Here is a 22911-nt window from a genome sequence, read left to right as displayed (position 1 = left end):
TCCTATGAATAAAGTAACGATTGATTTTTTTGATCAGGCGCATTTCTTATCGAACCTGAAAGCAGCTCCTGATGGATGCCGCGCTGCCTTTCTTGAATGTCAGTGCCGCGATGAGGGCTATGCGAAAAGTCTGTATCTCTGCGATGGCCATCACACCGCACGGTTAACCAGCGAAGGCGTCTTGGATTATGTTTGGGAGGATGATCAGACGATTCTGTTTTCCGCCCGGCGCCGGATGGGGCAGAAGGACAGCTCGCCGTATGGCGAACAGACCGATCTGTACCGGATTGATATCCGGGGTGGGGAAGCCCGTCCGCTGATCAGTCTGCCGCTGGCGATTGAACAGATGGAGAAGCTGAACGAACAGGAGCTATTAGTGACGGCGGAGGTGCGCAAGGACTGCCCAGATTTTGCGTTATTGACAGAAAAAGAACGTCAGGACGTTATGGACCGGCGCAAGGCGGAGAAAGACTATCAGGTTGTCACGGAGTCACCGTTTGTGCTGGATGGCAGCGGCTTTATCGAGGGCACCCGCAGCCGCCTGTTTCGCGTTAATTTGTGTGATGGGAAAATAGAAGCTCTGAGCGAACCGCTCGAATCCGTCAGCCAGTTCACCGTTGCAGACGGCCGGGTTTTAATGAGCGTGAAAAAATTTGAGGTTGTGCGTGGGGAACAGGATGGCTTAGTCTGCCTGGATCTGGCCGCAAATCAGCGCCGATGCCTGATCGAGCAGGGGCGGATGCGGATTCGCCAGATCGGCTGGCGTCAGGGGCAAGCGGTTTTCTTCGCGTCCGAAAATAAAACGTTTGGAACGACGGAAAACCCGAAGCTCTATCAGCTGGATATTGAGACAGGTGAAATCCGTTGTCTGCTGGATACGGAAAACCACATCGGCTCCAGCGCGGTCATGACGGACGTCATTTATGGTTCCGGCCGGCAGGTACTGTTTTCCGACGAGAGCGTGCTGGCCGTGCACACGGACCGTTATGCGGACGAGGTTTTACGGATTGATAAACACGGCAGCGAAGCGGTACTAAGCTGGCCGGGAGCGATTCAGGCGATTGAAACGGTCAAGGGTCAGCTGTGGCTGATCGGCTTACAGGATCAGAAGCTGCAGGAGCTTTACAGCTGGGATCCGGAAACGAAAACGGCCCGGCAGCTCACGCATTTTCATGACGAACTGTTGACAGAAACCGAGATCGCCAAGCCGGAGCATTTTATGGTCAGCCGCGGCAGTTATGAGCTGGACGGCTGGATTCTGAAGCCGGCAGACTTTGATGAGAAACGCACCTACCCCGCGATTCTGGATATTCATGGCGGACCGAAAACGGCGTATGGCGAGGTGTTCTTCCATGAAATGCAGTTTTGGGTGGCACAGGGCTATATCGTCTTTTTCTGCAATCCCACTGGGTCTGATGGTAAGGGTGACCGGTTTGCCGATCTGCGCGGCCGCTATGGGCAGATCGACTATGAAGATCTGATGGCCTTTACCGACGCCGTGTTAGACCGTGTGCCGCAGATCGATACGCGGCGCTTGGGCGTGACCGGCGGCAGCTACGGCGGCTACATGACCAACTGGATCATCGGCCATACCGACCGCTTCGCGGCGGCGGCCAGTCAGCGCAGCATCGCCAACTGGGTGTCGATGATCGGCACGGACGACTGCGGCTTCACCTTCGATACCGATCAGATGGACGCCGATCCATGGAAGGGCATGTTAAAAATCTGGGATCAGTCGCCGCTGCAGTTTGCGGATAAAGTGAAAACGCCGACGGTCTTTATCCATTCCTTTGAAGATTACAGTTGTCCGATTCAGGAGGGCATGCAGATGTACAACGCGATCGTCCATCATGGGGTGGAAGCGCGGATGTGCCTGTTTAAAGGCGAAAGCCACGGCCTGAGCCGGATCGGCAAGCGCCATCACCGCGTGCGCCGGCTGCGCGAGATGACCGATTGGTTCGATCATTATTTAAAGGAGAACGCGCATGAATAAAATTACGATTGACCATTTTCAGCGCGTGCAGTTTCTTTCCGCACTGGCGCTGTCGCCGGCCGGTCAGCCGGCCTGGGTGCGGACGCGGATTGAAAATGATGCGTATACCGGCCAGCTGTTTGTGCTCGATCATGACCAGCCGAAACAGCTGACCTCCGGCAATGAGAGCCTGTTTGTCTGGGACGATGAAAAGACGCTTCTGTTTATTTCCAGCCGCGGTGAAAAGCCGCAGCCGGAAGCGGAGTCCACGTCGTTTTATCGGATCCGTATCGACGGCGGGGAGGCGGTCAAAGCCTTCACGCTGCCTCTGAAAGTCCGGCAGATCGTTCCGGTCAAAAAGGGACTTTATGTTTTGACTGCCCAGATTGATCTGACGGCGGCGGATTATTGGAAAATGAGCGAGGCGGATCGCGAAGCCGTGCATCAGCGGCGCAAAGCGGAAGCAGACTATCAGATCGTCAGCGAACAGCCGTACTATCAGGACGGCGCCGGTTATACCAACGGTCTGCGCAGCCGGCTGTTTCTCTATGACGAAGCTCAGGATGAATTAAAACCGCTGTGTGAGCCGCAGTTTCATGTTTCCCGCGCGGTTATCAGCCCGGATCATGGCCATTTAGTGATTTCCGGCGCGCCGTTTGTTAAAGTCCGGCAGCCGAAGGAAGGGCTGTACCGGATGGATTTGGACACGCTGGAATCTCATTGCCTGTTGGAGCCGGGACAGTTCAGCATTGCCGAGATTCAATGGCTGTCCGGTACGCAGATTCTGGCGGCGATGAGCGATCAGAAACGCTATGGGGCAGTTGAAAATCCGTTCTTCTACACGCTTGACGCCCACACCGGAAAACGGGAACTGTTGGCGGAAAATGAAGAAAGCTTGGGCAGCGCGCTGGGCAGTGATTGTCAATACGGTTCGGGAAAACAGACGCAGATGCGCCCGGACGGACTGTTCATGGTGCATACGCTTGGAGCCTTCGATGAAGTCCGCTGTCTGAAAGCGGATGGTACCTGGCGCACAATCATGCAGCTGGACGGCTCCATTCAGGCGCTGGCCGTGACTGACGAAAAGCTGTGGCTGATCGCGATGCTGGGGCAGAAGCTGCCGGAGCTGGTTTGTTTCGATCTGAAAACAAATGAGCTGCGTCTAATGAGCGCTTTTAACGAAGCGGTGCTGAAGGATTGTTACGTCGCAGAACCGGAGCCGCTGAGCATTCCGGCGGGTGAGTTCCAGGTTGACGGCTGGGTGCTGAAGCCGAAGGACTATGATCCCAATCAAAAATATCCGGCAATCCTCAATATCCACGGCGGACCAAAGGCTGCCTATGGCCCGGTATTTTTCCATGAGATGCAGTTCTGGGCCAGCGAGGGATATTTCGTGATGTTCTGCAATCCCCGCGGCTCCAACGGCAAGGGCAATGCGTTTGCCGAGCTGCGTGGGCTGTATGGAACGATCGATTACAACGATCTGATGAACTTTACCGACGCCGTTCTGGCGGCGTATCCGGCGATTGACGCTGAACGAATCGGCGTAACCGGCGGCAGCTACGGCGGCTACATGACCAACTGGATGATCGGCCATACGGACCGCTTTGCGGCCGCGGCCAGTCAGCGCAGTATCGCCAACTGGGTTTCCTTAATCTGTTATGCTGACATCGGTTTTACCTTTGACAATGATCAGATGGGGGCCGACCCGTGGAGCGACGTGCAGAAGGTCTGGGATCAGTCGCCGCTGCAGTTTGCGGATAAGGCCAAAACGCCGACGCTGTTCATCCATTCGTTTGAAGACTACCGCTGTCTGCTTCAGGAGGGCATGCAGATGTACAACGCGCTGGTGCATCACGGCGTTGAAGCCCGGATGTGCCTGTTTAAGGGAGAAAGCCACGGCCTGAGCCGGATCGGCAAGCCGTCCCACCGCGTACGTCGACTTTATGAGATTACCGCTTGGATGGATCGCTGGTGCAAGCCGGCAACAGAAAACAAATCATAGAAATCAGGCAGAAAACAAGCTGCCTTTTTTCATATTTTGGGCGCTTCTCCATACACTGTTAATGAGGTGTCGATATGAAAAAACTTGCCAGTATCGTAATTGCGCTGTCCTTATTTCTCGTTTCCGTCCATGCGACGACCTCGCAGGGCGTCGATTTAACGCCGTCGGCAAAAGCGGCGATCTTGATTGACTATGAAACTGGGCAGATTTTGTATGAAAAAAATTCGTCTGCGAAGCTGTATCCGGCGTCGATGACCAAAATGATGAGCTTGCTTCTGGTGGTGGAGGCGATCCATAACGGCAAGCTGAGCTGGGATACCGAAGTGACGGCTTCCGCGCATGCTTCCTCGATGGGTGGCTCGCAGATTTTCCTGGAAACCGGCGAGGTCATGACGGTGGAAGACCTGTATAAGGCTTCGACGGTCGCCAGCGCCAACGACGCGATCGTCGCGCTGGCGGAAAAGGTCGGCGGCAGCGAGGAGAACTTTGCCGCAATGATGAATGAAAAAGCGGAACAGCTGGGCTTGGAACAAACCCATTTCGTCAATGCCACCGGCCTGCACGACGATAACCATTACTCCTGCGCCAAGGATATGGCGGCGATCGGCCGGGCGCTGATTCAGGAAGGTCAGGACGATATCCTGCGCTTTACCTCGACGTATGACGACTATATCCGGGCCGATACGGAAAACAAATTCTGGCTGGTCAACACGAACAAGCTGATTCGCACCTATCAGGGGATGGACGGCCTGAAGACCGGCTACACGACTCAGTCGATGTACTGTATCACGGTGACGGCCAAACGCGACGGTCTGCGTCTGATCGGCGTCGCGATGGGCGAGCCGACGCGCGATGTCCGCAACAGCGAAGCTTCCGCGCTTTTGGATTATGGATTCAGCACCTACGGCTATCAGATCGAAATGGAAAAAGGCACGCCGGTAACAACGATCAAGGTCGATAACGGCAAGCCGGACGAGGTCCGTCTGGTCACCAAAGAGGCGATCGGCCACATCGTCGCCAAAGGCGCTCAGTCTGCCTTGATCAATACCGAGATTGTGCTGGACAAGAAAAAAGCACCGATTCAGGCTGGCGAAACCGTCGGCCGGGTAATCCTGCATTTTGAGGATGGGACGCAGATCGGTCAGGATCTGGTGGCGGAAGAGGCGATCATGCCGCTGGATTTCATTGATATTCTTTTGAAAACCTGGAAAAAACTGTTGTTCTGACAATTCGCGACACGACCCGTAGTCCGGGATAAACGCGCAAAAATGATGAACTATCCCGATGAAGCCGCTGCTTTCTCAGCGGCTTTTTTACGTTGGAAAACATTTACCTGTACCCCGGCGCACTATGAAAAGAATGTCGTAAAAACACTTGTTTTAGCGGATATTTCCACAACAAAAAGGGCTTCCATTACAATGAAGAGGAAAGGAGGATGCAGTATGAAGTGCATTCAACAGGACGATGCTTTGATCTTCGCCTTCTGCGGGGATCTGGACAATTTGTCGATTCTCAAGATCAAGGCCGACGTAATCCGTGAAATAGATCGGGTCCAGGCACCCGTGGTGAAATTTGATTTCAAGGACGTGACCTTTATCGACAGCACCGGTATCGGTTTTTTATTAGCCCGCTACAATCAGGTTCAAAGCTACCAGGGCGAGCTGATTTTAAAGAACATCTCACCCGCTATCCGCCGGCTGTTCGCTTTGTCGGGGATCTTTCAGATCATGCGGGTGGAAAAGGAGAACGATAGAAAAGAGGTACATGTATGAACCGGATGACATTGAGCTTTGACGCCAAGCTGGAAAACGAGGCGTTTGCCCGCACCAGCGCCGTGGCTTTTCTGATGCCGCTCAATCCGACTGTGGATGAGATCATGGAGATCAAAACCATCCTGGCCGAAGCGGTCGTCAACTGTATGATTCATGGTTATCAGGGTCGGGAGGAAGGTCAGGTCCAGGTCAGCGTATCGTATGATGAAACCCATCGGGTTACGATCGAAGTCCAGGATTCAGGCATCGGGATCGAAGACATTACGCTGGCCCGTCAGCCATTATACACGACGCGGGCGGATCTGGAACGATCCGGAATGGGGATGACAATTATGGAGAGCTTCTCCGACGAATTTGAAATCTGTTCTCATCCTGGCGAAGGCACAACCGTCCGGCTTGTCAAGCAGCTCCAATTTCATGAATGATCAGCAGGAATTCTTCGATCTTCTGCATCAGGCCCAGCAGGGCGACGAACAGGCCCGGGAACAGTGTGTGCTGCGCAACGTCGGACTGGTCTGGTCGATCGTCAACCGCTTCAAGACGCACTCCTCGGCCCAGGACTTGTTTCAAATCGGATGCCTGGGCTTAATGAAGGCGATCAACAACTTCGATACCAGCTATAATGTGATGTTCTCAACCTATGCCGTGCCGATTATTCTCGGCGAGATCAAGCGCTATTTCCGCGACGAAGGCCAGATGAAAATTTCCCGATCGCTGAAAGAACGTTACCTGCAGGTTCAGAAAAGCCGCGAACGGCTGGCGCAGAAGCTGCAGCGGGAACCGACATACCGGGAGATCGGCGAGGATTTAGACGTGGAGGAAAACGACGTCATGTTAGCGATGGAAGCGAATCAGTTTCTGGCTTCAATGGACGAGGCGTTTTATCAAAAAGACGGTTCGACGATTAAGCTGGAAGACAAGGTCGAAGACCGGCATGGCGAAGATGTGCCGATGAAGCTGGCGCTGAAAAAGGAGATCGGGCATCTGGAACAGCGCGAACAGTATCTGATATACCTGCGCTATGAATTGGAATATAATCAGGAAGCGATCGCTAAAAAAATGGGAATCTCGCAGGTTCAGGTGTCGCGGCTGGAAAAGAAAATTCTGAACAAGCTGAAATGTAAACTGACAGAGGACGCATGAGGAGCAGACGCTCCTTTTTTATTGGAGAAACTGCGGGCTTAATTGTGATGAAATGATGAAAAATGAAGAAATAGCGGGGCTTTTCGCAAAAAAGCGCAATAGGTATAAGGGAGGGATAAAACCTATGACTTTAATAAAAGCGAAAAAGCAACGTTCCAAGCCTCAGGCTCCATCCAACTACAAGCTGCGCTGTACGAATGACTTTGTGTTCAAATCCCTGATGACTTATGATCCGAAGATTGGGAAACGGCTGGTGAAGGATCTGACCGAAAGTATCCGGGATTATGTCGTGGACAAGGTCGATCTGACTTCCACAGAGCTGTTGACCGAAGGCTTCCAGGCCAAGGATATCCGTCTGGATATCTGCGCCCGCTTAACGCCGGATCGGCTGATCGATTTTGAGATGCAGTGCGGCTCCAATAAGATGGAGATTCCCAACCGCAGCGCTTATTACGCCGCGACGCTTGTCAACCGGCCGGACAACAAAGGCGTGGCGTATACTGCGCTGACGCCGGTGGATCAGCTGTTTCTGCTGGACTTCGACTTTCCGGCGAAGGCAGATCAGCCGGAGAAAGCGATACATGTCTATCAGTTAGCGGAGATCCTGGATCATGACATCTTGACAAATCTGATCTCGGTGGTTATCATAGAGATGAAGAAGATAATTCAGATGAATCACAGTTATGAAGAGCTGAGCCGGGCGGAAAAGTGGTGCTGGTTTCTTGAACGGTATGACGAGGAACACAGCGATTCGGTGGCAGCCCGGTTAGTGGAAGAAGATGAAATCTTTAAGGAGGCGGACAGCGTAATGAAGAGAATGAGCAGTGATCCGGCAATGCGGGATGCGGCGTTTGAGCATAACCGGCGGATGATGGACATGGCGCAGCTGCGCTATGAGGGTAAACGGGAAGGCTTGGCAGAAGGCATTGAGAAAGGCATCAAACAAGGTGTTGAGCAAGGCATCGAAAAGCAACGATTAGAAACCGCAAAGGAAATGCTAAGAAATCATTGTAATGATCAGCTCATCCAGCTCTGCACCAAGATCAGTCTTCAACAACTGGAACAGTTAAAAAAGGAAATCGTTTCCGGTTTCAGCCAGACTGAGGACTACTCAGAGCAATCGCACCTTGCAAGCGACTGATATCATCGAAAAGAAAATATGGCGGCGTTTGCCGCCTTTTCTATCTTTTCCTCGTTTTTAGCTGAATAAAGAAGTCTGTCGGGTTTTTGCGGTCTTGATGTTTGTTCGGGAAAATCCTGTCCATACTAGCGGATAGACAGGAGGAATCGTGATGAGTACACAAGGCTATAAAGAAGCGTCCAAGCGGACCGCGCCCAAAAAGGGAACGTTAGGCAAGGCGTTGTGGGCGTTTGTCAGCGGCGGGGTGATGGGAATCATCGGTCAGGGTCTTTTGACGATGTATCAACAGCTGCTGGGCTTAGACGCTAAGGCCGCAGCGGGTCCGATGGTCATCACCGTCGTGTTTGTCACGGCGCTGCTGACAGGACTGGGCATTTATGATAAGCTTGCGCAGAAATGCGGAGCCGGGCTGTTCATTCCAATTTCCGGCTTCGCCAACTCGCTGACAGCCTGCGCAATGGAAGGCCGCAGCGAAGGACCAATTTACGGAATCGGCAGCACAATGTTCAAGCTGGCGGGATCTGTTTTAACCTATGGCATCGCCGCGGCGTATACGCTGGGCCTGCTGCGATGGGTGGTGTCGCTGCTATGAAGACGCTGCATTTTCAATCCGTCTTTGTCGGCGGCTGCGGGACGGCGGCGGGTCCGATGGAAGCTCAGGGTCCGTTAAAGGATAAAATTGACAAGCTGTTCGACGACATTTATTGCGAAGAGAAAACCTATGAACAGGCAGAGCGGCGGCTGATGTCCGAAGCCTGCGATCATGCGCTGCGCGCGCAGGGATGCAAAACCAGCGATCTCGATCTGATCCTGGGCGGTGATCTGCTCAACCAGCTGGGGACCAGCCACTATTTCGCGCGCGATCTTGATATTCCGTTTATCGGTTTGTATGGCGCCTGTTCCAATTCCACGCTGATCGCCGCCAATGCTGCGATGTGGATCGACAGCGGTCACGCCGAACGGGTGCTGGGTCTAACCAGCTCGCACAACGCGACGGCGGAACGGCAGTTCCGCTATCCGAATGAATATGGCGTACAGAAGCCGGAAACAACGACCTACACGGTTACGGGGGCGGGCGCGATGATCTTCCAACATGAAAAGACGCCGATCCGTTTGACACAGGCCACGCTGGGCCGGATTCTCGACTGGCAGTTCACCAATCCCAATGACATGGGCAGCGCGATGGCTCCGGCGGCTTTCGATACGATTTGCCGGCATTTTGAGAACACCGGGACGAGTTTTGACGACTACGATCTGATCGTCACCGGGGATTTATCCAAAATCGGCCGAAGCATGCTGATCGATCTGTTCAAGCAAAAGGGCATGGATCCGCACGACAAGCTGATCGACTGCGGACTTCTGATCTATGACCGCGAACATCAGGAAGTGTTCGCCGGCGGCAGCGGCTGCGCCTGCAGCGCGGTGGTGACGATCGCGTATTTGTTCGATCTGTTAAGAACCAAAGCGCTGCATAAGATCATGGTCGTCGCGACCGGCGCGCTGCTTTCGACGGTGATCGTGCAGCAGAAGGAATCGATCCCGTGCATTGCGCATGCGGTTGTATATGAAGGGACGGTCGGTGAATGATGGAATATTTTGGCGCGTTTGTTGTGTGCGGCTTAATTTGTCTGGCCGGACAGCTGATTTATGATAATACCAATCTGACGCCCGGGCACATTACAAGCTTGTTCGTTGTGCTCGGTGCGTTCCTTGACTTTTTCAATCTCTATGACAAGCTGGTCGAATTCGGCCATGCCGGCGCGCTGCTGCCGATCACCAGCTTTGGCCATTCGCTGATGCATTCCGTTATGGACGGAGTGGCGCAGCAAGGCTTATTAGGGATTCCGCTGGGGATGCTGGATCTGACGGCAGCCGGGATTACCAGCGCGATCTACTTTGCGTTTTTAGCGGCGCTGATCTTTAAGCCGAAGCTATGACCGAGAAGACCCCGTTTTCAGCGGAAGCCTGGAAGAACGTTGACTGGCTGCGGCAGGCGACCGACTGCTTCGACCTGACGATCCGTTCAGTCAACGTCAACGACCGGCAATGCCTGCTGGTGTTTGTCGGCGGGGTTACCGGTACGACTTCAATCGAACCGATCGTTGAAAGTCTGGTCTTCGACAAAGGCAATCTGGCATTCTTTCCAGCCACGGTGACGCAGGCGGGCAGTCTGGAGGATGCGCTCGACAAGATCCTGCAAGGCCAGACTTTGGTCATTCTGGAAGGCAGTGCCTATGCGTTTATCGTCGATACCCGCTCCTACCCAACCCGCGGGCCGAGCGAGCCGACGGTCGAGAAAAGTATCCGCGGCGCGCGCGATGGCTTCATTGAACATATCATGCTGGATTTGGGCATGGTGCGCCGGCGGATCCGCGATCCCAAGCTGGTGACAAAGGCTTATCAGAAGGGCAGCCGGACGAAGACCGATATCTTTGTCTTATACATCAGCGATCTGATTCATCCCTCGATCCTGCACGATTTCCAGAATCGGATCGACCATCTGCCGACCAACGCGGAGGTGACCAGCGAACGCCAGCTGTGCGAGCTGATGTATGGCCAGACGTGGAATCCTTATCCGCACGTGCGCTATACCGAGCGTCCGGATATCGCGGCGATCCATCTGCTTCAGGGTTCGTTGATCGTGCTGGTCGATAACTGTCCTTCGGCGGTTATCATGCCGACGACCTTTTTTGAACAGACCAAGCAGATCGAGGAATACACCCAGACACCTGTGATCTCGCTGGTCATGCGGGCGATCCGGCTGGCCGGGGTGTTCTGTTCGATCTATCTGCTGCCGTTGTGGATGGTGCTGGTCATGCAGCACAATCCGACGCGCCTGAACCTGCCGCTGCCGGAAATCCCCGGACCGATTACGTTTGGCGTGCAGGTCTTGATCGCGGATCTTTTGATCGAGTGGATCCGGCTCTCCCTGATTCATTCGCCGTTGATGCTTTCCAGTCTTCTGGGCATCGTCGCGGTGTTTGTGCTGGGCGACGCGCCGATTGCGTATGGCGCCTATACGCAGGAGATCCTGATTATGACGGCAATCGTCAACATCGGTAATTTTGTGACCGCCGGCTATGAGCTGTCGATGGCGAATAAGATCGTGCGCCTGGCGCTGATCGTGCTGGTTGTGATCGGCGGTTATCCGGGTTTTCTAATCGGGATCCTGATTCATCTGATTCTGCTTTTACAAACCCAGGTCGGCCCGTTTCCTTATCTCTATCCGCTCATTCCGTTTAACGCCAGGGAATTCAAACGGCTGTTCTTCGGCAACTTCACGATGGATAAGAAATAAAATCTAGTGCTGAAAGCCACTTTTTGTTATAATGAGAAACAAGAGGTGGTTTTTTGTGTCGTTTACAGTCGCTGTGAATCAGTTTGAGGGACCGCTCGATCTGATGCTGCATCTGATCAAGGAGAAGGAGCTGGATCTGTTTGATCTGGATATCCATGTCCTGACGGAACAGTATCTTTTGTATCTGAATAAGATGGAAGAAATGCATTTGGAAGTGTGCAGCGAATATCTTGTCGAACTGGCGACGCTGATCGAATACAAAAGCAAGAAGCTTTTGCCGAAGCAGGAAGCGGAACTTAACGACGCCTATGAGGAAGATCCGAAGGACCGTCTGGTCCGCCGGTTATTGGAATATCAACAGTTTAAGGAAATCAGCGAGCAGCTGAAGCAGCTGTATCTGGACCGTCAGTGTCAGCTAAGCAAGCCGGTCTCGATCGAATCGGAGGAATGGATCAAAGCCAACGACAATCAACCGGTTCAAGGCAGTCCGTATGAGCTGGCAAAAGCGATGACGCGATGTCTACGGCGGATGCAGCTGTTAAGGCCGATTGAAACGAAATATACGGCGAAGGAAATTTCCGTTGAGGACCGGATCCTGCAGATCACGGCGCGGCTGGCGGATTTGCCGGAAACGTTCAGCTTTGAACGCTTGCTGGAAGACTGTCATGAAATTCATGAAACGATCGTCACATTTCTGGCGATTCTGGATATGGCGCATTCGCATCAGTTGTATTTTACAGTGGATGATGCGGATACGATCTGGTTTAGGAGGGGGGCTTAATCATGGAAAATCAGGCGATGACAATCGTCGAGGGCTTGTTGTTTATCGTTGGCGACGAAGGGCTGACGCTGCCGCAGTGCGCGGCGGTGCTGGATGTCAGCGAAAGCGAGGCGCGGCTGGTGCTGGAGGATTTGCAGCGGATGTATGCGGATGATCAGCGGGGGATTGAGGTTGTCGATTATGGCGGAGTGTTCAAATTTGTCTCCAAAGCTTCGATTCATCCCTATGCGCAGAAGCTGTTTGCGAATGCCAAGAGTACGGCCCTTTCTCAATCAGCGCTGGAAACCCTGGCAATCGTTGCCTACAAGCAGCCGATCACCCGCGTGGAAATTGAAGAAATCCGCGGCGTGGGCTGCGATATGATGCTGCGCAAGCTGCAGGCGCGGGGGCTGATTCGGGAAGCGGGACGTTCGGAAGCTCCGGGACGGCCGATTTTGTTTGAGGTAACGGAGGAATTTATGGACAGCTTCAAGCTGGTCAGTCTGAACGAGCTGCCGGAACTGCCGGATTATACGGAAAGCGAAAGCGAGGATCTGTTTGAATAGATCCTTTTTTCATCTTTAAACCTTTTTAGTTTAAACCGTGCCGTTTTCGCAGCTTGAAATTAAACTGCCGGAAAATCACCTCGGAAAATCTTTCCTTTTGGGAAAATCAGGCGAATTCAACATTCTTTCATGAAAGAGGAATTGCACTTCGGTCAAAAGGTTGTAAAATAAAGAAGGCAGGTGAATGCGATGAAAAAAAGCTTAGGTTTGCTCCTGTCGTTGTGTTTGGCCGGCTGCGCTGGGCAGCCGGTGGATTCTTCCGCCCTTATGAAGGAAAACACGACGCCGAAAGGGTGTCTTTGTTATAGAACCATCACGGATTTTGATTACAGCCAGCCACTGGCTGAAACCGCGCCGGTCTCGGACGACTTCTTTTCCGACACTGCGTTTTTAGGCGATTCGCGGGCTGTCGGCGTTTTTGACTACGAGGTTTTTCCGCAGTCGGACGTGCTGGCGTCGATCGGCTTGTCGATCAATCAGTGGCAGATCAAAAAGGTGATCGGGGAAGGAAAAGAGAAACAGACCGTATGGGAGGCTCTGGAGAATAAAACTTACCGGCGGTTGGTTCTGATCGTCGGCTACAATGAACTGGGGTGGGAATACAGCTCGGTTTTTAAACAGAAACTGGGCAGTTTGATCGACGGATTGCGCGAAGTCCAGCCGGACGCTACGCTGCTGCTTCAGAAAATTTATCCCTGCAGCGCCAAGGGCTATGCCCGGGAAAAAGACGTCGCGCCCGAAAGAATCGCCGAATATAACGCGATCTTCACTGAGCTGGCACAGGAAAAGCAGATCTATCTGCTTGATCCGGCCCCGCTGCTGATGGATGAAAACGGCGAGCTGCGGGAAGAACTGACGGCCGACGGCGTGCATTTGAACACCGAAGGGTTCGCCATCTATAAGGACTATATGAAAACGCATGTGGAGGAAGGAAAGAACAATGAAAAAATGGAGTGTATTGATCTTGACGGCGCTGATGATCACAGGCTGTCAAAGCCCGGCCAAGCCGAACGCGAAGAGCGTGGCGGAAGTGATGGAACAGCTGAGCCGGAAAGCGGATCCTGAACAAACGCTGGTCGACGTCGACGCCGATCAGATCGACGCGTTTTATTTCTTCGCTCCGGACGAAGTGCTCGATCAAAAGATGAAAATGGCGGCGGATACCCGCGCTGATCAGATCGCGGTGTTTGCGGTCGTCGTCGGCGAACAGGCTGATGCGGTGTGCAGCGCAGGTCTGGAATAAAGAAGGGAGGCGGAGCGATTGATTTGTTCGGCAGACAATCTGGTTAAAAATTACGGCGCGGATCCGGTTCTGGATCATGTCAGCCTGGTTATCAATGAAAAAGAAAAATGGGGCATCGTTGGTGTTAACGGGGCTGGGAAATCAACGCTGCTGCGTTTGATCGCCGGGCTGGAAGCGCCGGATGACGGAACGGTCACGCTGGTGCCGGGCAAAAGGATTTCCTGTCTGGTACAGCAGCCGCAGCTGGATCCGGAGAAAACCGTCTTGGAAACCGTGCTGGAGAGCGCGGAGAAAAAAGATGAGGTTCAGGAATATGAAGCCAAGTCGATCCTGACCCAGTTAAAAATGAACGACATGAGTCAGAAGGTGGGCACGTGTTCCGGCGGTCAGCGCCGCCGTGTGGCGCTGGCCTGCGCCTTGATCCGGCCGTGCGACCTGTTGATCCTGGACGAGCCGACCAACCATCTTGATCAACAGATGATTCTGTGGCTGGAAAAGCGGCTGATCAAGTCGAATAAAGCGATGCTGATGGTCACGCATGACCGTTATTTCCTCGACCGTGTCACCAATGCGATCTTGGAGGTGGAGGCTGGACATGTTTATGCCTATCAGACAAATTATTCCGGCTTTCTGCAGCTGAAAGCGCAGCGTGAGGAAATGGCCCGGGCCAGCGAGCGCAAGCGGCTGGCGTATCTGCGCAAAGAAGCCCAGTGGATTCAGCGCGGGGCGATGGCCCGTTCAACCAAAAGCCGGGAGCGTATCGAACGTTTTGAAAAGCTTAGCGCGATTGAACGGATTCAGGATCCTGATCAGCTCAAGCTCGGCTCGCTGAGTTCCCGATTGGGCAATACGACGATCGAGATCTGCAATCTGTCCAAGGCGATCAATGGTCAGCCGCTGATCACGGATTTCAGCTACATTGTCCGCCGGCATGAGCGCTTAGGCATTATCGGCCCTAACGGCTGCGGAAAAAGCACGCTGATGAAGCTGCTTGCAGGTCAGCTGCAGCCCGACGCCGGGAAAATCATCGTCGGCGAAACAGTGCGGATCGGCTATTTTTCCCAGGAGCTGGAGGAAATGGATCCCGATCAGCGGATCATTGATTATGTCCGTTCGATCGGCGAGGTGATCGACACGCCGGACGGGCAGGTGAGCGCTTCGCAGATGCTGCAGCGATTCTTATTTGATCCGAAGCAGCAATGGCAGCCGATCGGCAAATGCTCCGGCGGTCAGAAACGCCGGCTGGGCTTATTGGGGATTCTGATGAAAGCGCCGAACGTTCTGCTTTTGGACGAACCGACTAACGATCTGGATATTCCGACACTGATGCTTCTGGAAGAATATCTCGACGATTTCGGCGGGGCGGTGCTTTCCGTCAGTCATGATCGCTATTTCCTCGACCGCACCTGCGACCGGTTGTTGATCTACGAAGGCCAGGGACGGCTGAGCTTCAGCAACCTGAGCTATACCGATTATCTGGAGCAGCAGACGGAAGCGGAACAGGCTAAGCCGCGGGAAACGACGGTCCGCGTCAAGCCGAAAGTCAACCGGCTGACCTATATGGAAAAGAAAGAGCTGGAGGAAATTGAAGCCCGGCTGCCGGTGCTGGAACAGGAAATTCAGGCGCTGGACGTCAAGCTGGGGCAGACGGCAGACTATGCTCAGCTCAAGACGTTGGGCGAGCAGCGGGAGGCGGCGGAAAGCGAGCTGGAAAGCAAAACTGAGCGGTGGATGGAGCTGAGTGAAAAACTATCCTGAAATCCTTAAAAAAAAGCTTAAAAAATCATTGTCAAGCAAGGGGAAGAAGTGTATTATATACCTGTAAATCTGATAGCAGTCAGGTTTGCATTACTTGTATAGGTGTCAAATTTCGGCTGACACGTATCTACCCACTGGCCTATGTGTGGACTACAAGTAACCTTTTCCCCCATTTTTATAAATGAGCAGTCAAGGTGAATGCCGAGGTTGACCCTAAAGGAGGAACTCTTTATGAAGAAAGGACCGAATCAGGCGCAGACTTCATTTTAGGAGTTTTTCAGTGCATATTGTGGATACAATATGTTTTTTATTTTGGCGAGGGTAATTGAGAGAAAAGGAAGGATATTGCATGGAAAAGCAGGAAATGATGTACGAAGGCAAGGCCAAGCAGGTCTATGCTACCGATGATCCAGAGCGGGTGATCATCCATTACAAGGATGACGCGACAGCGTTTAACGGATTGAAGAAGGACAGCATCAGCAACAAAGGCGTGCTCAACAACAAAATCACGACGATCTTGTTTCGCGAACTGAATCACCGTGGAATTGCGACGCATTGGGTAGAAACGCTGAACGATCGGGATCAGCTGTGTAAGAAAGTCAGTATCGTTCCGCTGGAAGTCATCGTCCGCAACGTCGTTGCCGGAAGTATGGCAAAGAAATTTGGAATTGAAGAGGGGACTGTGCTGAAAACGCCGGTCTATGAAATCTGTTATAAAAACGACGAGCTGGGTGATCCGATGATCAACGATACCCATGCCGTCGGTCTGGGTTTTGCGACGCGCGGGGAGCTGGACCAGATCTATGCGATCACCGCGCAGGTCAACGAAGTTCTGAAAGAAATTTTCGATCAGATCAACGTCCGCTTGATCGACTTCAAACTGGAATTCGGCAAGGACAGCGAAGGACGGATATTGCTGGCGGATGAAATTTCGCCGGATACCTGCCGGTTCTGGGAAAAAGGCACGGACAGAAAACTGGATAAGGATCGTTTCAGAAGAGATATGGGCGACGTCATCGGCGCTTATGAGGAGATATACGGCCGTTTGAGCCAGTGGGTGAAGACAAAATGAAAATGGAAAACGAATATTTTTTAAACGGTAAGATCCATGAGGAATGCGGCGTGTTCGGCGTATATCATGTCAGCTCGGCCGCCTCGCTGTCCTACTTTGGCCTGCACGCGCTGCAGCATCGCGGTCAGGAAGCGGCCGGGATTGCGACCAGCGACGGACAGAACATCAAGTGCATCAAGGGCAAGGGCCTGATCACGGAAGTGTTCAACACTGAAACGATCAACAAGATGGACGGCATCCATGCGATCGGCCATGTCCGGTATTCGACCGACGGCGGCAATGAGATCGAAAACGTGCAGCCGATCATGGTCCGCGCACATACCGGGCATTTCGGGGCCGTGCATAACGGGCAGATTGTCAACGCCAGCGAATTGAAAGAAGAACTGGAAAATCTGGGCAGCATCTTCCAGGGCAGCAGCGACAGCGAGATCATGCTGCATCTGATCCAGCGGGAAGCGGGAACGTTCGTTGAGAAGATCATGGGCGCCTGCCGCAAGATGGAAGGGGCGTTCGCGTTCATCATCATGACCAAGGACTGCATGTATGCGGTCCGCGACAAGAACGGTCTGCGGCCGCTGTCGCTGGCATTCCTTGAGGATGGCTACTGCATCAGCTCGGAAACCTGCGCATTTGATATCGTCGGCGCGAAATTCATCCGCGATATCGAACCGGGCGAAGTCGTAAGAATCGCCAGCGACGGCGTTAAGAGCTTTCATTATACAGATCAAGTTCAGCACAAAATGTGCGCGATGGAATACATTTATTTCGCCCGTCCGGACAGCAGCATCGAGGGCATCAACGTCCATACCAGCCGCCGTCACGCGGGGATGCTTCTGGCCAAGAGCGATGACGTCGAAGCGGATATCGTCATCGGTGTGCCGGATTCCAGCCTCTCGGCCGCGATCGGCTACAGCGAAGCCAGCGGTCTGCCGTATGAAATCGGTTTGATCAAAAACCGGTATGTTGGCCGGACCTTCATTCAGCCGACCCAGAAACAGCGTGAACGCGGCGTGCGCATGAAGCTGAGTGCGATCAGCAGCATCGTCAGCGGCAAGCGTGTCGTCATGGTCGACGATTCGATCGTGCGCGGTACGACATCCCGCCGGATTGTCCAGCTGTTAAAGGATGCCGGGGCAACGGAAGTGCATGTGCGGATCGCCTCCGCGCCTTTCAGCAGTCCATGCTTCTACGGCGTCGACACTTCGACGTATGAAGAATTGATCAGCGCGCGGATGAATGTGGACGAGCTGTGTACTTACATCAATGCCGATTCGCTGAAATTCATGACGATTGAACAGATGCGCGAGGCCATCCCGACGCGGGATCTGTGCGTCTCATGCTTCAGCGGCCAGTATCCGACCGCGCTGTTCAGTTTCCAAAAAGTGATTAAGCAGAAATAAAAGGAGGAGTGTTATGTTAGACCGTTATTCCCGTCCTGAAATGCGGGCGATCTGGAATGAGGAGAGCAAGTTCGGCGCGTGGCTGAAAGTCGAGCTGCTGGCATGCGAGGCCTGGAGTCAGCTGGGTGAAATCCCGGCGGAGGACGTGGCGAAGCTGTGGCAGAACGCCTCGTTTGACATCGACCGGATCTATGAAATTGAAAGTGAAACCAAACATGACGTCGTGGCGTTTACTCGGGCGGTTTCCGAATCGCTGGGTGAGGAACGGAAGTGGGTACATTACGGGCTGACCTCCACCGACGTCGTCGACACCGCTTATGGCTATCTGTATAAACAGGCCAATGAAATTCTGCGGAAAGATCTGCATCGGTTTCAGGATGTTCTGAAGGAAAAAGCGCTGCGATATAAGGATACGATCATGATGGGCCGAACCCATGGCGTCCATGCGGAAATTACGACTTTCGGCTTGAAATTCGCGCTCTGGTTTGAAGAAATGAACCGCAACCTGCAGCGGTTTGAGGAAGCGGCGGCAATGGTGGAAACCGGGAAGATTTCCGGCGCCGTCGGTACGTTTGCCAACACCCCGCCGTTTGTTCAGGATTATGTCTGTGAAAAGCTGGGGATTCATTCGGCGAAAATTTCGACACAGGTGCTGCAGCGCGATCGGCATGCGCAGTATTTTGCGACGCTGGCTCTGATCGCAACCTCGATCGAGAAAATGGCGACGGAGATCCGGCATTTGCAGCGCACGGAAGTCCGTGAAGTGGAGGAATACTTCAACAAGGGACAGAAGGGCTCCAGTGCGATGCCGCATAAGCACAATCCGATCGGTTCGGAAAACATGTGCGGCTGTGCCCGGATTTTACGCGGTTACATGATCAGCAGCTACGAGGATGTCGCATTGTGGCATGAGCGGGATATCTCGCATTCCAGCGCCGAGCGGATCATCGCGCCGGATGCAACGGAACTGCTCGACTACATGCTCAACCGGTTTACGCGGATCATTGACACGCTGACGGTGTTTGAAGACAACATGCGCGAGAACATTTATAAGACCTACGGCGTGATCTTCTCACAGCGGTTTATGCTGACGTTGATTGAAAAGGGAATGTCGCGGGAGGAGGCTTATGACCTGGTCCAGCCGAACGCGAATAAATCCTGGAATGAGAAAATTGATTTTCGTTCGTTAATGGAAGCGGAACCGCGGGTAACGGCGTTGTTAAGCAAGGCTGAAATTGACGACTGCTTCAATCCGGCCTATCATCTGAAACATGTCGATGATATTTTCAAACGTGTCGGTCTGCTTTAAGCTTGTAGTGAAAATGAATTGAATTTGAAACCTGGATCTTGAAAACAGAGAATCCAGGTTTTTTTATACTCTGTCCCCTGCGCGCAGCTGCAGAGTTTAAAGTGTTGGTAAATCCTCTCCAATATAGAAAGGAGGCCCGACAGCCAGCGGCAATATAGAGAAAAAATTGTCAGATCAATGACGGAAGCCGTTTATTGTAGACAACATGGAAAAAGTAAATTCCATCCTTATCGTTTTAAAATATCAAGCAGATTTACCCGCAACAAACTGAAGGTGGATGCAGGAAAGCTTATAAGCATGTGGTTATGTCTGCGAAATAAACTGAATATTTTTCATAGGGAATGAACCTGCGTTTTTAGCCTAAATCGGCACACTGTTAGAAAAAAGATATCGAATTTCCAGCTTCGGCTGGGCCGGCGTCAAAGGAACGGGAAAGAATTGCCATAGTATGGGTTGAATGAGAACTCTCATTCTGAAAGCAGGTGAAGATGATGAACGATGATCGAAGACATTATGCCTCAAGCCCAATCGACTGGCAGGAGGAAGAAGATGCTCGTTCCTGCCGTCCGCCGCGTCCGGGGTGCTGCTGCACCGGCCCAACCGGTCCGCAAGGTCCGCGAGGCTGTCGTGGCGAACAGGGCCCGATGGGTCCGCGGGGCTGTCCGGGTCCCCAGGGTCCGCAGGGCCCTCGTGGCTGCCGGGGACCAGAAGGTCCGCAAGGTGAACCTGGGCCAATCGGTCCTCAAGGGGTAACCGGAGCCCGAGGTCCGATCGGTCCGCGGGGATATCCGGGTCCTCAGGGTCCGCAGGGAGAGCCGGGACCGATGGGACGCCCTGGCAATACAGGAGCAACCGGTCCTCAGGGTCCACGGGGATTCCAGGGAATTCCAGGCCCGACAGGATCGCGGGGATCGACAGGAGCTCAGGGCCCGATCGGCGCCCAAGGTCCGCAGGGAATTCCTGGGGATACGGGGGCAACTGGCCCCATGGGTCCTCAGGGTCCGCGAGGATTTACCGGGGCAACCGGTCCGACAGGGCCGCAAGGTCCAATGGGAAATCCGGGAATTCAGGGGCCTGTGGGTCCAACCGGTCCAACCGGAGCCGCCGGAGCCACGGGTCCGCAAGGCCCGCAGGGAATTCAAGGCCCGATGGGAAATACCGGAGCTCAAGGCCCGCAAGGACCACAAGGTCCTCAGGGTCTCGCAGGCGTTACCGGTGCGACAGGTCCAACCGGCCCAATCGGCCCGACGGGGGCAACCGGTCCGCAAGGTCCGCAAGGGTTTGCCGGCGTTACCGGTGCCACGGGTCCGCAAGGCGTCGCAGGTCCTGTTGGCGCCACCGGTCCGCAGGGACCACAAGGATTTATTGGCGTCACCGGTCCGATCGGTCCAATCGGCCCAACGGGTCCGACTGGCGCTACGGGAGCTACTGGCGTGACAGGTCCTTCTGGTATTCAAGGTATTACAGGGCCGACGGGACCAACCGGTCCAATCGGCCCAACGGGTCCGACCGGTGCTACGGGAGCCACAGGTGCTACGGGTCCTTCAGGTATTCAAGGCATCACCGGTCCGACGGGCCCAATCGGTCCAACTGGGGCCACTGGCAATATCGGAGCCGGCGGTGCGACAGGCGCTACGGGTCCAATCGGCCCTACAGGTCCAACCGGTGCGACGGGTCCAACGGGTCCGACTGGCGCTACGGGAGCTACAGGCGCAACTGGAGCTACCGGTGCAACTGGCGCTGATGGTGCTCAGGGATTAGCAGGAGAACCTGGTCCAATCGGTCCAACGGGCGCAGATGGGGCGATGGGTCCAACCGGTCCAACTGGGGCCGATGGGGAAATGGGTCCAACCGGTCCAACGGGTGCCACCGGTGCAGGCGGGGGCGGCGGTCTGCTTTATTATGGCGGACGCTATAACAAGACGGAACAGACATTATTCTTAAATCCGAATGTGCCTGAAAGAATTCCGCTCCCTCTGCTGATGCCGATCAATGGTGTGGGAACCGGAATGGCGGATAGCTTAACAATCGAACATTCAGGTATTTATGAGATCAACTATATGTTCAATGGCTCTTCTTCTTTAGGTACTGAAGTTTCGCTTGAAGTAAGACGAAATGGAGCTCCGATTGACAGTACGGAGGTAACGCATTTATTGGCTGTTGGGGTAGAATCCATTTATTCTGGCAGCGTCATTGAGCAACTGTTTGCCGGGGATGTCCTGGAACTGATCGTTTATGCGCCTTATGCTTTAAATTTGACGCTGGGCGTTGGCGTAGCGGCGACGTTAACCGTAAAGAAACTGGATTTGGACTTTGTAGAAGAAGAATAAATAATAAGTTTTGAGTATCGTTAAGCTTTTGCTTGAAGAATAAAACGGGAAGATAAATTTGATTTCAGGTGCTTTATAAACAACCGGTCTGTCAGCCTTCACTGACAGCCGGCTGTTTTTTTGAAAAAACAGATTTGTGTTAGGCTGACACAAAGCCGGTTCCGCATTAAAAACATAGAATGACGGTGATCGAAAGAAGGTGACGCAAATGAAAAACAGAGATTATGCTTCATCTCTGGATTGGGATAATCAGAATCATTCTTGCGAATGTTCCGGCTGCTGCCCGGGGCCTCGAGGACCTAGGGGGCCGCGGGGATGTCCGGGTCCCGTCGGTCCGCGCGGTGAACGTGGACCGCAGGGATATCCGGGAATGCCGGGACCGGAAGGAGAAAGAGGTCCAGCCGGTCCGCAGGGAGAACAAGGTATTCCGGGAAGACCGGGACCTGCAGGTCCTCAAGGCCCTCTTGGCCCACAGGGTATTCCCGGCCCGACAGGCCCTCAGGGGATACAAGGGCTTATCGGGGCAACAGGACCGACTGGCAATCCCGGACCGCAGGGAATTCCTGGCCCGACAGGCCCTCAAGGGATACAAGGACTTACCGGGGCAACAGGACCAACAGGGAATCCCGGACCGCAGGGAATTCCTGGCCAAGCCGGTGCAATGGGAAATACAGGCCCGACGGGTCCTCAAGGCAATCCAGGGCCTGTCGGTCTACCCAGCCCAACGGGTCCTCAGGGGATACAAGGACTTACCGGGGCAACAGGACCAACAGGGAATCCCGGACCGCAGGGAATTCCTGGCCCAGCCGGTGCAATGGGAAATACAGGCCCGACGGGTCCTCAAGGCAATCCAGGGCCTGTCGGTCTACCCGGCCCAACGGGTCCTGCCGGTCCTCAGGGTATTCAGGGACCGATGGGCAATCCTGGAATAACGGGTCCGCAAGGTCTCTCCGGAGTAACGGGAGCGACGGGGCCGACAGGTCCTCAGGGAATACCAGGTCCCACAGGACCAACAGGGGCTCCCGGCGAAACTGGCGCAACCGGAAATCCCGGCCCTACTGGTCCGGCAGGGCCTATTCCCGATGATATTTTTGCTTCGTTTGTAAACTTCGGTGCGCAGTTTGCTAACGGTGCGCTGATTC

General features: G+C 53.8%; 21 protein-coding genes and 1 riboswitch. All 21 genes read left to right on the top strand.

The window, feature by feature from the left end; genetic code table 11:
• The first annotated feature begins 4 nt into the window (after positions 1-4).
• The 21 genes from BQ7364_RS09760 to BQ7364_RS18370 all read left to right on the top strand — a co-directional run bounded on the left by BQ7364_RS09760 (position 5) and on the right by BQ7364_RS18370 (position 22701).
• Complete coding sequence (locus BQ7364_RS09760; RefSeq protein ID WP_072684517.1) at positions 5-1993, top strand: alpha/beta hydrolase family protein; 1989 nt, start codon at positions 5-7, stop codon at positions 1991-1993.
• The gene (locus tag BQ7364_RS09755; RefSeq protein ID WP_072684516.1) at positions 1986-3977 is read left to right on the top strand and encodes an alpha/beta hydrolase family protein; all 1992 of its coding nucleotides are present in this window, start codon (positions 1986-1988) and stop codon (positions 3975-3977) included. Before BQ7364_RS09760 ends, BQ7364_RS09755 begins: the two co-directional genes overlap by 8 nt.
• Before the next feature lie 74 nt (positions 3978-4051).
• A complete protein-coding gene (locus tag BQ7364_RS09750; RefSeq protein ID WP_006060607.1) occupies positions 4052-5203 on the top strand; it encodes a D-alanyl-D-alanine carboxypeptidase family protein in 1152 nt (383 codons plus the stop codon).
• A 216-nt stretch (positions 5204-5419) separates the two neighbouring features.
• Positions 5420-5749: an STAS domain-containing protein gene (locus BQ7364_RS09745; protein ID WP_072684515.1), complete on the top strand. Its 330-nt coding sequence runs from the start codon at positions 5420-5422 to the stop codon at positions 5747-5749.
• Positions 5746-6174, top strand: a complete 429-nt coding sequence (gene spoIIAB, locus BQ7364_RS09740) for an anti-sigma F factor (protein ID WP_072684514.1) — start codon at positions 5746-5748, stop codon at positions 6172-6174. The genes BQ7364_RS09745 and spoIIAB overlap by 4 nt, the downstream gene beginning before the upstream one ends.
• Positions 6167-6892 (top strand): SigB/SigF/SigG family RNA polymerase sigma factor, encoded by a 726-nt coding sequence (locus tag BQ7364_RS09735; RefSeq protein ID WP_072684513.1) that lies wholly within the window; start codon positions 6167-6169, stop codon positions 6890-6892. Before spoIIAB ends, BQ7364_RS09735 begins: the two co-directional genes overlap by 8 nt.
• Before the next feature lie 124 nt (positions 6893-7016).
• Positions 7017-8033 carry an Rpn family recombination-promoting nuclease/putative transposase gene (locus BQ7364_RS09730; protein WP_072684512.1) on the top strand — a complete coding sequence of 339 codons (1017 nt, stop codon included), beginning with the start codon at positions 7017-7019 and terminating at the stop codon, positions 8031-8033.
• A gap of 151 nt (positions 8034-8184) precedes the next feature.
• Positions 8185-8625, top strand: a complete 441-nt coding sequence (locus BQ7364_RS09725; RefSeq protein ID WP_072684511.1) for a SpoVA/SpoVAEb family sporulation membrane protein — start codon at positions 8185-8187, stop codon at positions 8623-8625.
• Positions 8622-9620 (top strand): stage V sporulation protein AD, encoded by a 999-nt coding sequence (spoVAD, locus tag BQ7364_RS09720; RefSeq protein ID WP_072684510.1) that lies wholly within the window; start codon positions 8622-8624, stop codon positions 9618-9620. Before BQ7364_RS09725 ends, spoVAD begins: the two co-directional genes overlap by 4 nt.
• On the top strand, positions 9620-9970 hold the full coding sequence (gene spoVAE, locus BQ7364_RS09715) for a stage V sporulation protein AE (RefSeq protein WP_039865245.1): 351 nt from the start codon (positions 9620-9622) through the stop codon (positions 9968-9970). The genes spoVAD and spoVAE overlap by 1 nt, the downstream gene beginning before the upstream one ends.
• The gene (locus BQ7364_RS09710) at positions 9967-11331 is read left to right on the top strand and encodes a spore germination protein (RefSeq protein ID WP_072684509.1); all 1365 of its coding nucleotides are present in this window, start codon (positions 9967-9969) and stop codon (positions 11329-11331) included. Before spoVAE ends, BQ7364_RS09710 begins: the two co-directional genes overlap by 4 nt.
• Positions 11332-11386: 55 nt before the next feature.
• Positions 11387-12112, top strand: a complete 726-nt coding sequence (locus tag BQ7364_RS09705) for a segregation and condensation protein A (protein WP_072684508.1) — start codon at positions 11387-11389, stop codon at positions 12110-12112.
• A gap of 2 nt (positions 12113-12114) precedes the next feature.
• Positions 12115-12657 (top strand): SMC-Scp complex subunit ScpB, encoded by a 543-nt coding sequence (scpB, locus tag BQ7364_RS09700; RefSeq protein WP_072684507.1) that lies wholly within the window; start codon positions 12115-12117, stop codon positions 12655-12657.
• A gap of 189 nt (positions 12658-12846) precedes the next feature.
• Positions 12847-13722, top strand: a complete 876-nt coding sequence (locus BQ7364_RS09695) for a GDSL-type esterase/lipase family protein (protein WP_072684506.1) — start codon at positions 12847-12849, stop codon at positions 13720-13722.
• Positions 13691-13900: a hypothetical protein gene (locus BQ7364_RS18010; RefSeq protein ID WP_072684505.1), complete on the top strand. Its 210-nt coding sequence runs from the start codon at positions 13691-13693 to the stop codon at positions 13898-13900. The genes BQ7364_RS09695 and BQ7364_RS18010 overlap by 32 nt, the downstream gene beginning before the upstream one ends.
• Positions 13901-13918: 18 nt before the next feature.
• Positions 13919-15658 carry an ABC-F family ATP-binding cassette domain-containing protein gene (locus BQ7364_RS09685; protein WP_072684504.1) on the top strand — a complete coding sequence of 580 codons (1740 nt, stop codon included), beginning with the start codon at positions 13919-13921 and terminating at the stop codon, positions 15656-15658.
• 74 nt (positions 15659-15732) lie between these two features.
• Positions 15733-15831: riboswitch (purine riboswitch) on the top strand.
• Between the two features lie 176 nt (positions 15832-16007).
• Positions 16008-16730 carry a phosphoribosylaminoimidazolesuccinocarboxamide synthase gene (gene purC, locus BQ7364_RS09680; RefSeq protein WP_072684503.1) on the top strand — a complete coding sequence of 241 codons (723 nt, stop codon included), beginning with the start codon at positions 16008-16010 and terminating at the stop codon, positions 16728-16730.
• On the top strand, positions 16727-18130 hold the full coding sequence (gene purF, locus BQ7364_RS09675; RefSeq protein WP_083538524.1) for an amidophosphoribosyltransferase: 1404 nt from the start codon (positions 16727-16729) through the stop codon (positions 18128-18130). Before purC ends, purF begins: the two co-directional genes overlap by 4 nt.
• A 13-nt stretch (positions 18131-18143) precedes the next feature.
• Positions 18144-19439 (top strand): adenylosuccinate lyase, encoded by a 1296-nt coding sequence (gene purB / locus BQ7364_RS09670; RefSeq protein ID WP_072684502.1) that lies wholly within the window; start codon positions 18144-18146, stop codon positions 19437-19439.
• A gap of 986 nt (positions 19440-20425) precedes the next feature.
• A complete protein-coding gene (locus BQ7364_RS17540) occupies positions 20426-21769 on the top strand; it encodes a BclA C-terminal domain-containing protein (RefSeq protein ID WP_369802555.1) in 1344 nt (447 codons plus the stop codon).
• Between the two features lie 224 nt (positions 21770-21993).
• Entirely contained in the window at positions 21994-22701 is a 708-nt protein-coding gene (locus BQ7364_RS18370; RefSeq protein ID WP_304441005.1) for a hypothetical protein, read from the top strand.
• Positions 22702-22911: the final 210 nt, after the last annotated feature.

It is taken from the genome of Holdemania sp. Marseille-P2844 (genome assembly GCF_900120005.1).
Lineage (GTDB): Bacteria > Bacillota_I > Bacilli_A > Erysipelotrichales > Erysipelotrichaceae > Holdemania.
This window is presented reverse-complemented; position numbering and strand designations above follow the sequence as displayed.

What these genes read in the sequence shown, in the direction of transcription:
- purC (WP_072684503.1), top strand. Translation starts at nt 16,008, where the DNA reads ATGGAAAAGCAGGAAATGATGTACGAAGGCAAGGCCAAGCAGGTCTAT.
- spoVAE (WP_039865245.1), top strand. Translation starts at nt 9,620, where the DNA reads ATGGAATATTTTGGCGCGTTTGTTGTGTGCGGCTTAATTTGTCTGGCC.
- BQ7364_RS09695 (WP_072684506.1), top strand. Translation starts at nt 12,847, where the DNA reads ATGAAAAAAAGCTTAGGTTTGCTCCTGTCGTTGTGTTTGGCCGGCTGC.
- BQ7364_RS09735 (WP_072684513.1), top strand. Translation starts at nt 6,167, where the DNA reads ATGAATGATCAGCAGGAATTCTTCGATCTTCTGCATCAGGCCCAGCAG.
- spoIIAB (WP_072684514.1), top strand. Translation starts at nt 5,746, where the DNA reads ATGAACCGGATGACATTGAGCTTTGACGCCAAGCTGGAAAACGAGGCG.
- spoVAD (WP_072684510.1), top strand. Translation starts at nt 8,622, where the DNA reads ATGAAGACGCTGCATTTTCAATCCGTCTTTGTCGGCGGCTGCGGGACG.
- BQ7364_RS18370 (WP_304441005.1), top strand. Translation starts at nt 21,994, where the DNA reads ATGCTTCATCTCTGGATTGGGATAATCAGAATCATTCTTGCGAATGTT.
- BQ7364_RS09730 (WP_072684512.1), top strand. Translation starts at nt 7,017, where the DNA reads ATGACTTTAATAAAAGCGAAAAAGCAACGTTCCAAGCCTCAGGCTCCA.
- purF (WP_083538524.1), top strand. Translation starts at nt 16,727, where the DNA reads ATGAAAATGGAAAACGAATATTTTTTAAACGGTAAGATCCATGAGGAA.
- purB (WP_072684502.1), top strand. Translation starts at nt 18,144, where the DNA reads ATGTTAGACCGTTATTCCCGTCCTGAAATGCGGGCGATCTGGAATGAG.
- BQ7364_RS17540 (WP_369802555.1), top strand. Translation starts at nt 20,426, where the DNA reads ATGGGTCCTCAGGGTCCGCGAGGATTTACCGGGGCAACCGGTCCGACA.
- BQ7364_RS18010 (WP_072684505.1), top strand. Translation starts at nt 13,691, where the DNA reads ATGGAACAGCTGAGCCGGAAAGCGGATCCTGAACAAACGCTGGTCGAC.
- BQ7364_RS09710 (WP_072684509.1), top strand. Translation starts at nt 9,967, where the DNA reads ATGACCGAGAAGACCCCGTTTTCAGCGGAAGCCTGGAAGAACGTTGAC.
- BQ7364_RS09750 (WP_006060607.1), top strand. Translation starts at nt 4,052, where the DNA reads ATGAAAAAACTTGCCAGTATCGTAATTGCGCTGTCCTTATTTCTCGTT.
- BQ7364_RS09755 (WP_072684516.1), top strand. Translation starts at nt 1,986, where the DNA reads ATGAATAAAATTACGATTGACCATTTTCAGCGCGTGCAGTTTCTTTCC.
- BQ7364_RS09725 (WP_072684511.1), top strand. Translation starts at nt 8,185, where the DNA reads ATGAGTACACAAGGCTATAAAGAAGCGTCCAAGCGGACCGCGCCCAAA.
- scpB (WP_072684507.1), top strand. Translation starts at nt 12,115, where the DNA reads ATGGAAAATCAGGCGATGACAATCGTCGAGGGCTTGTTGTTTATCGTT.
- BQ7364_RS09760 (WP_072684517.1), top strand. Translation starts at nt 5, where the DNA reads ATGAATAAAGTAACGATTGATTTTTTTGATCAGGCGCATTTCTTATCG.
- BQ7364_RS09745 (WP_072684515.1), top strand. Translation starts at nt 5,420, where the DNA reads ATGAAGTGCATTCAACAGGACGATGCTTTGATCTTCGCCTTCTGCGGG.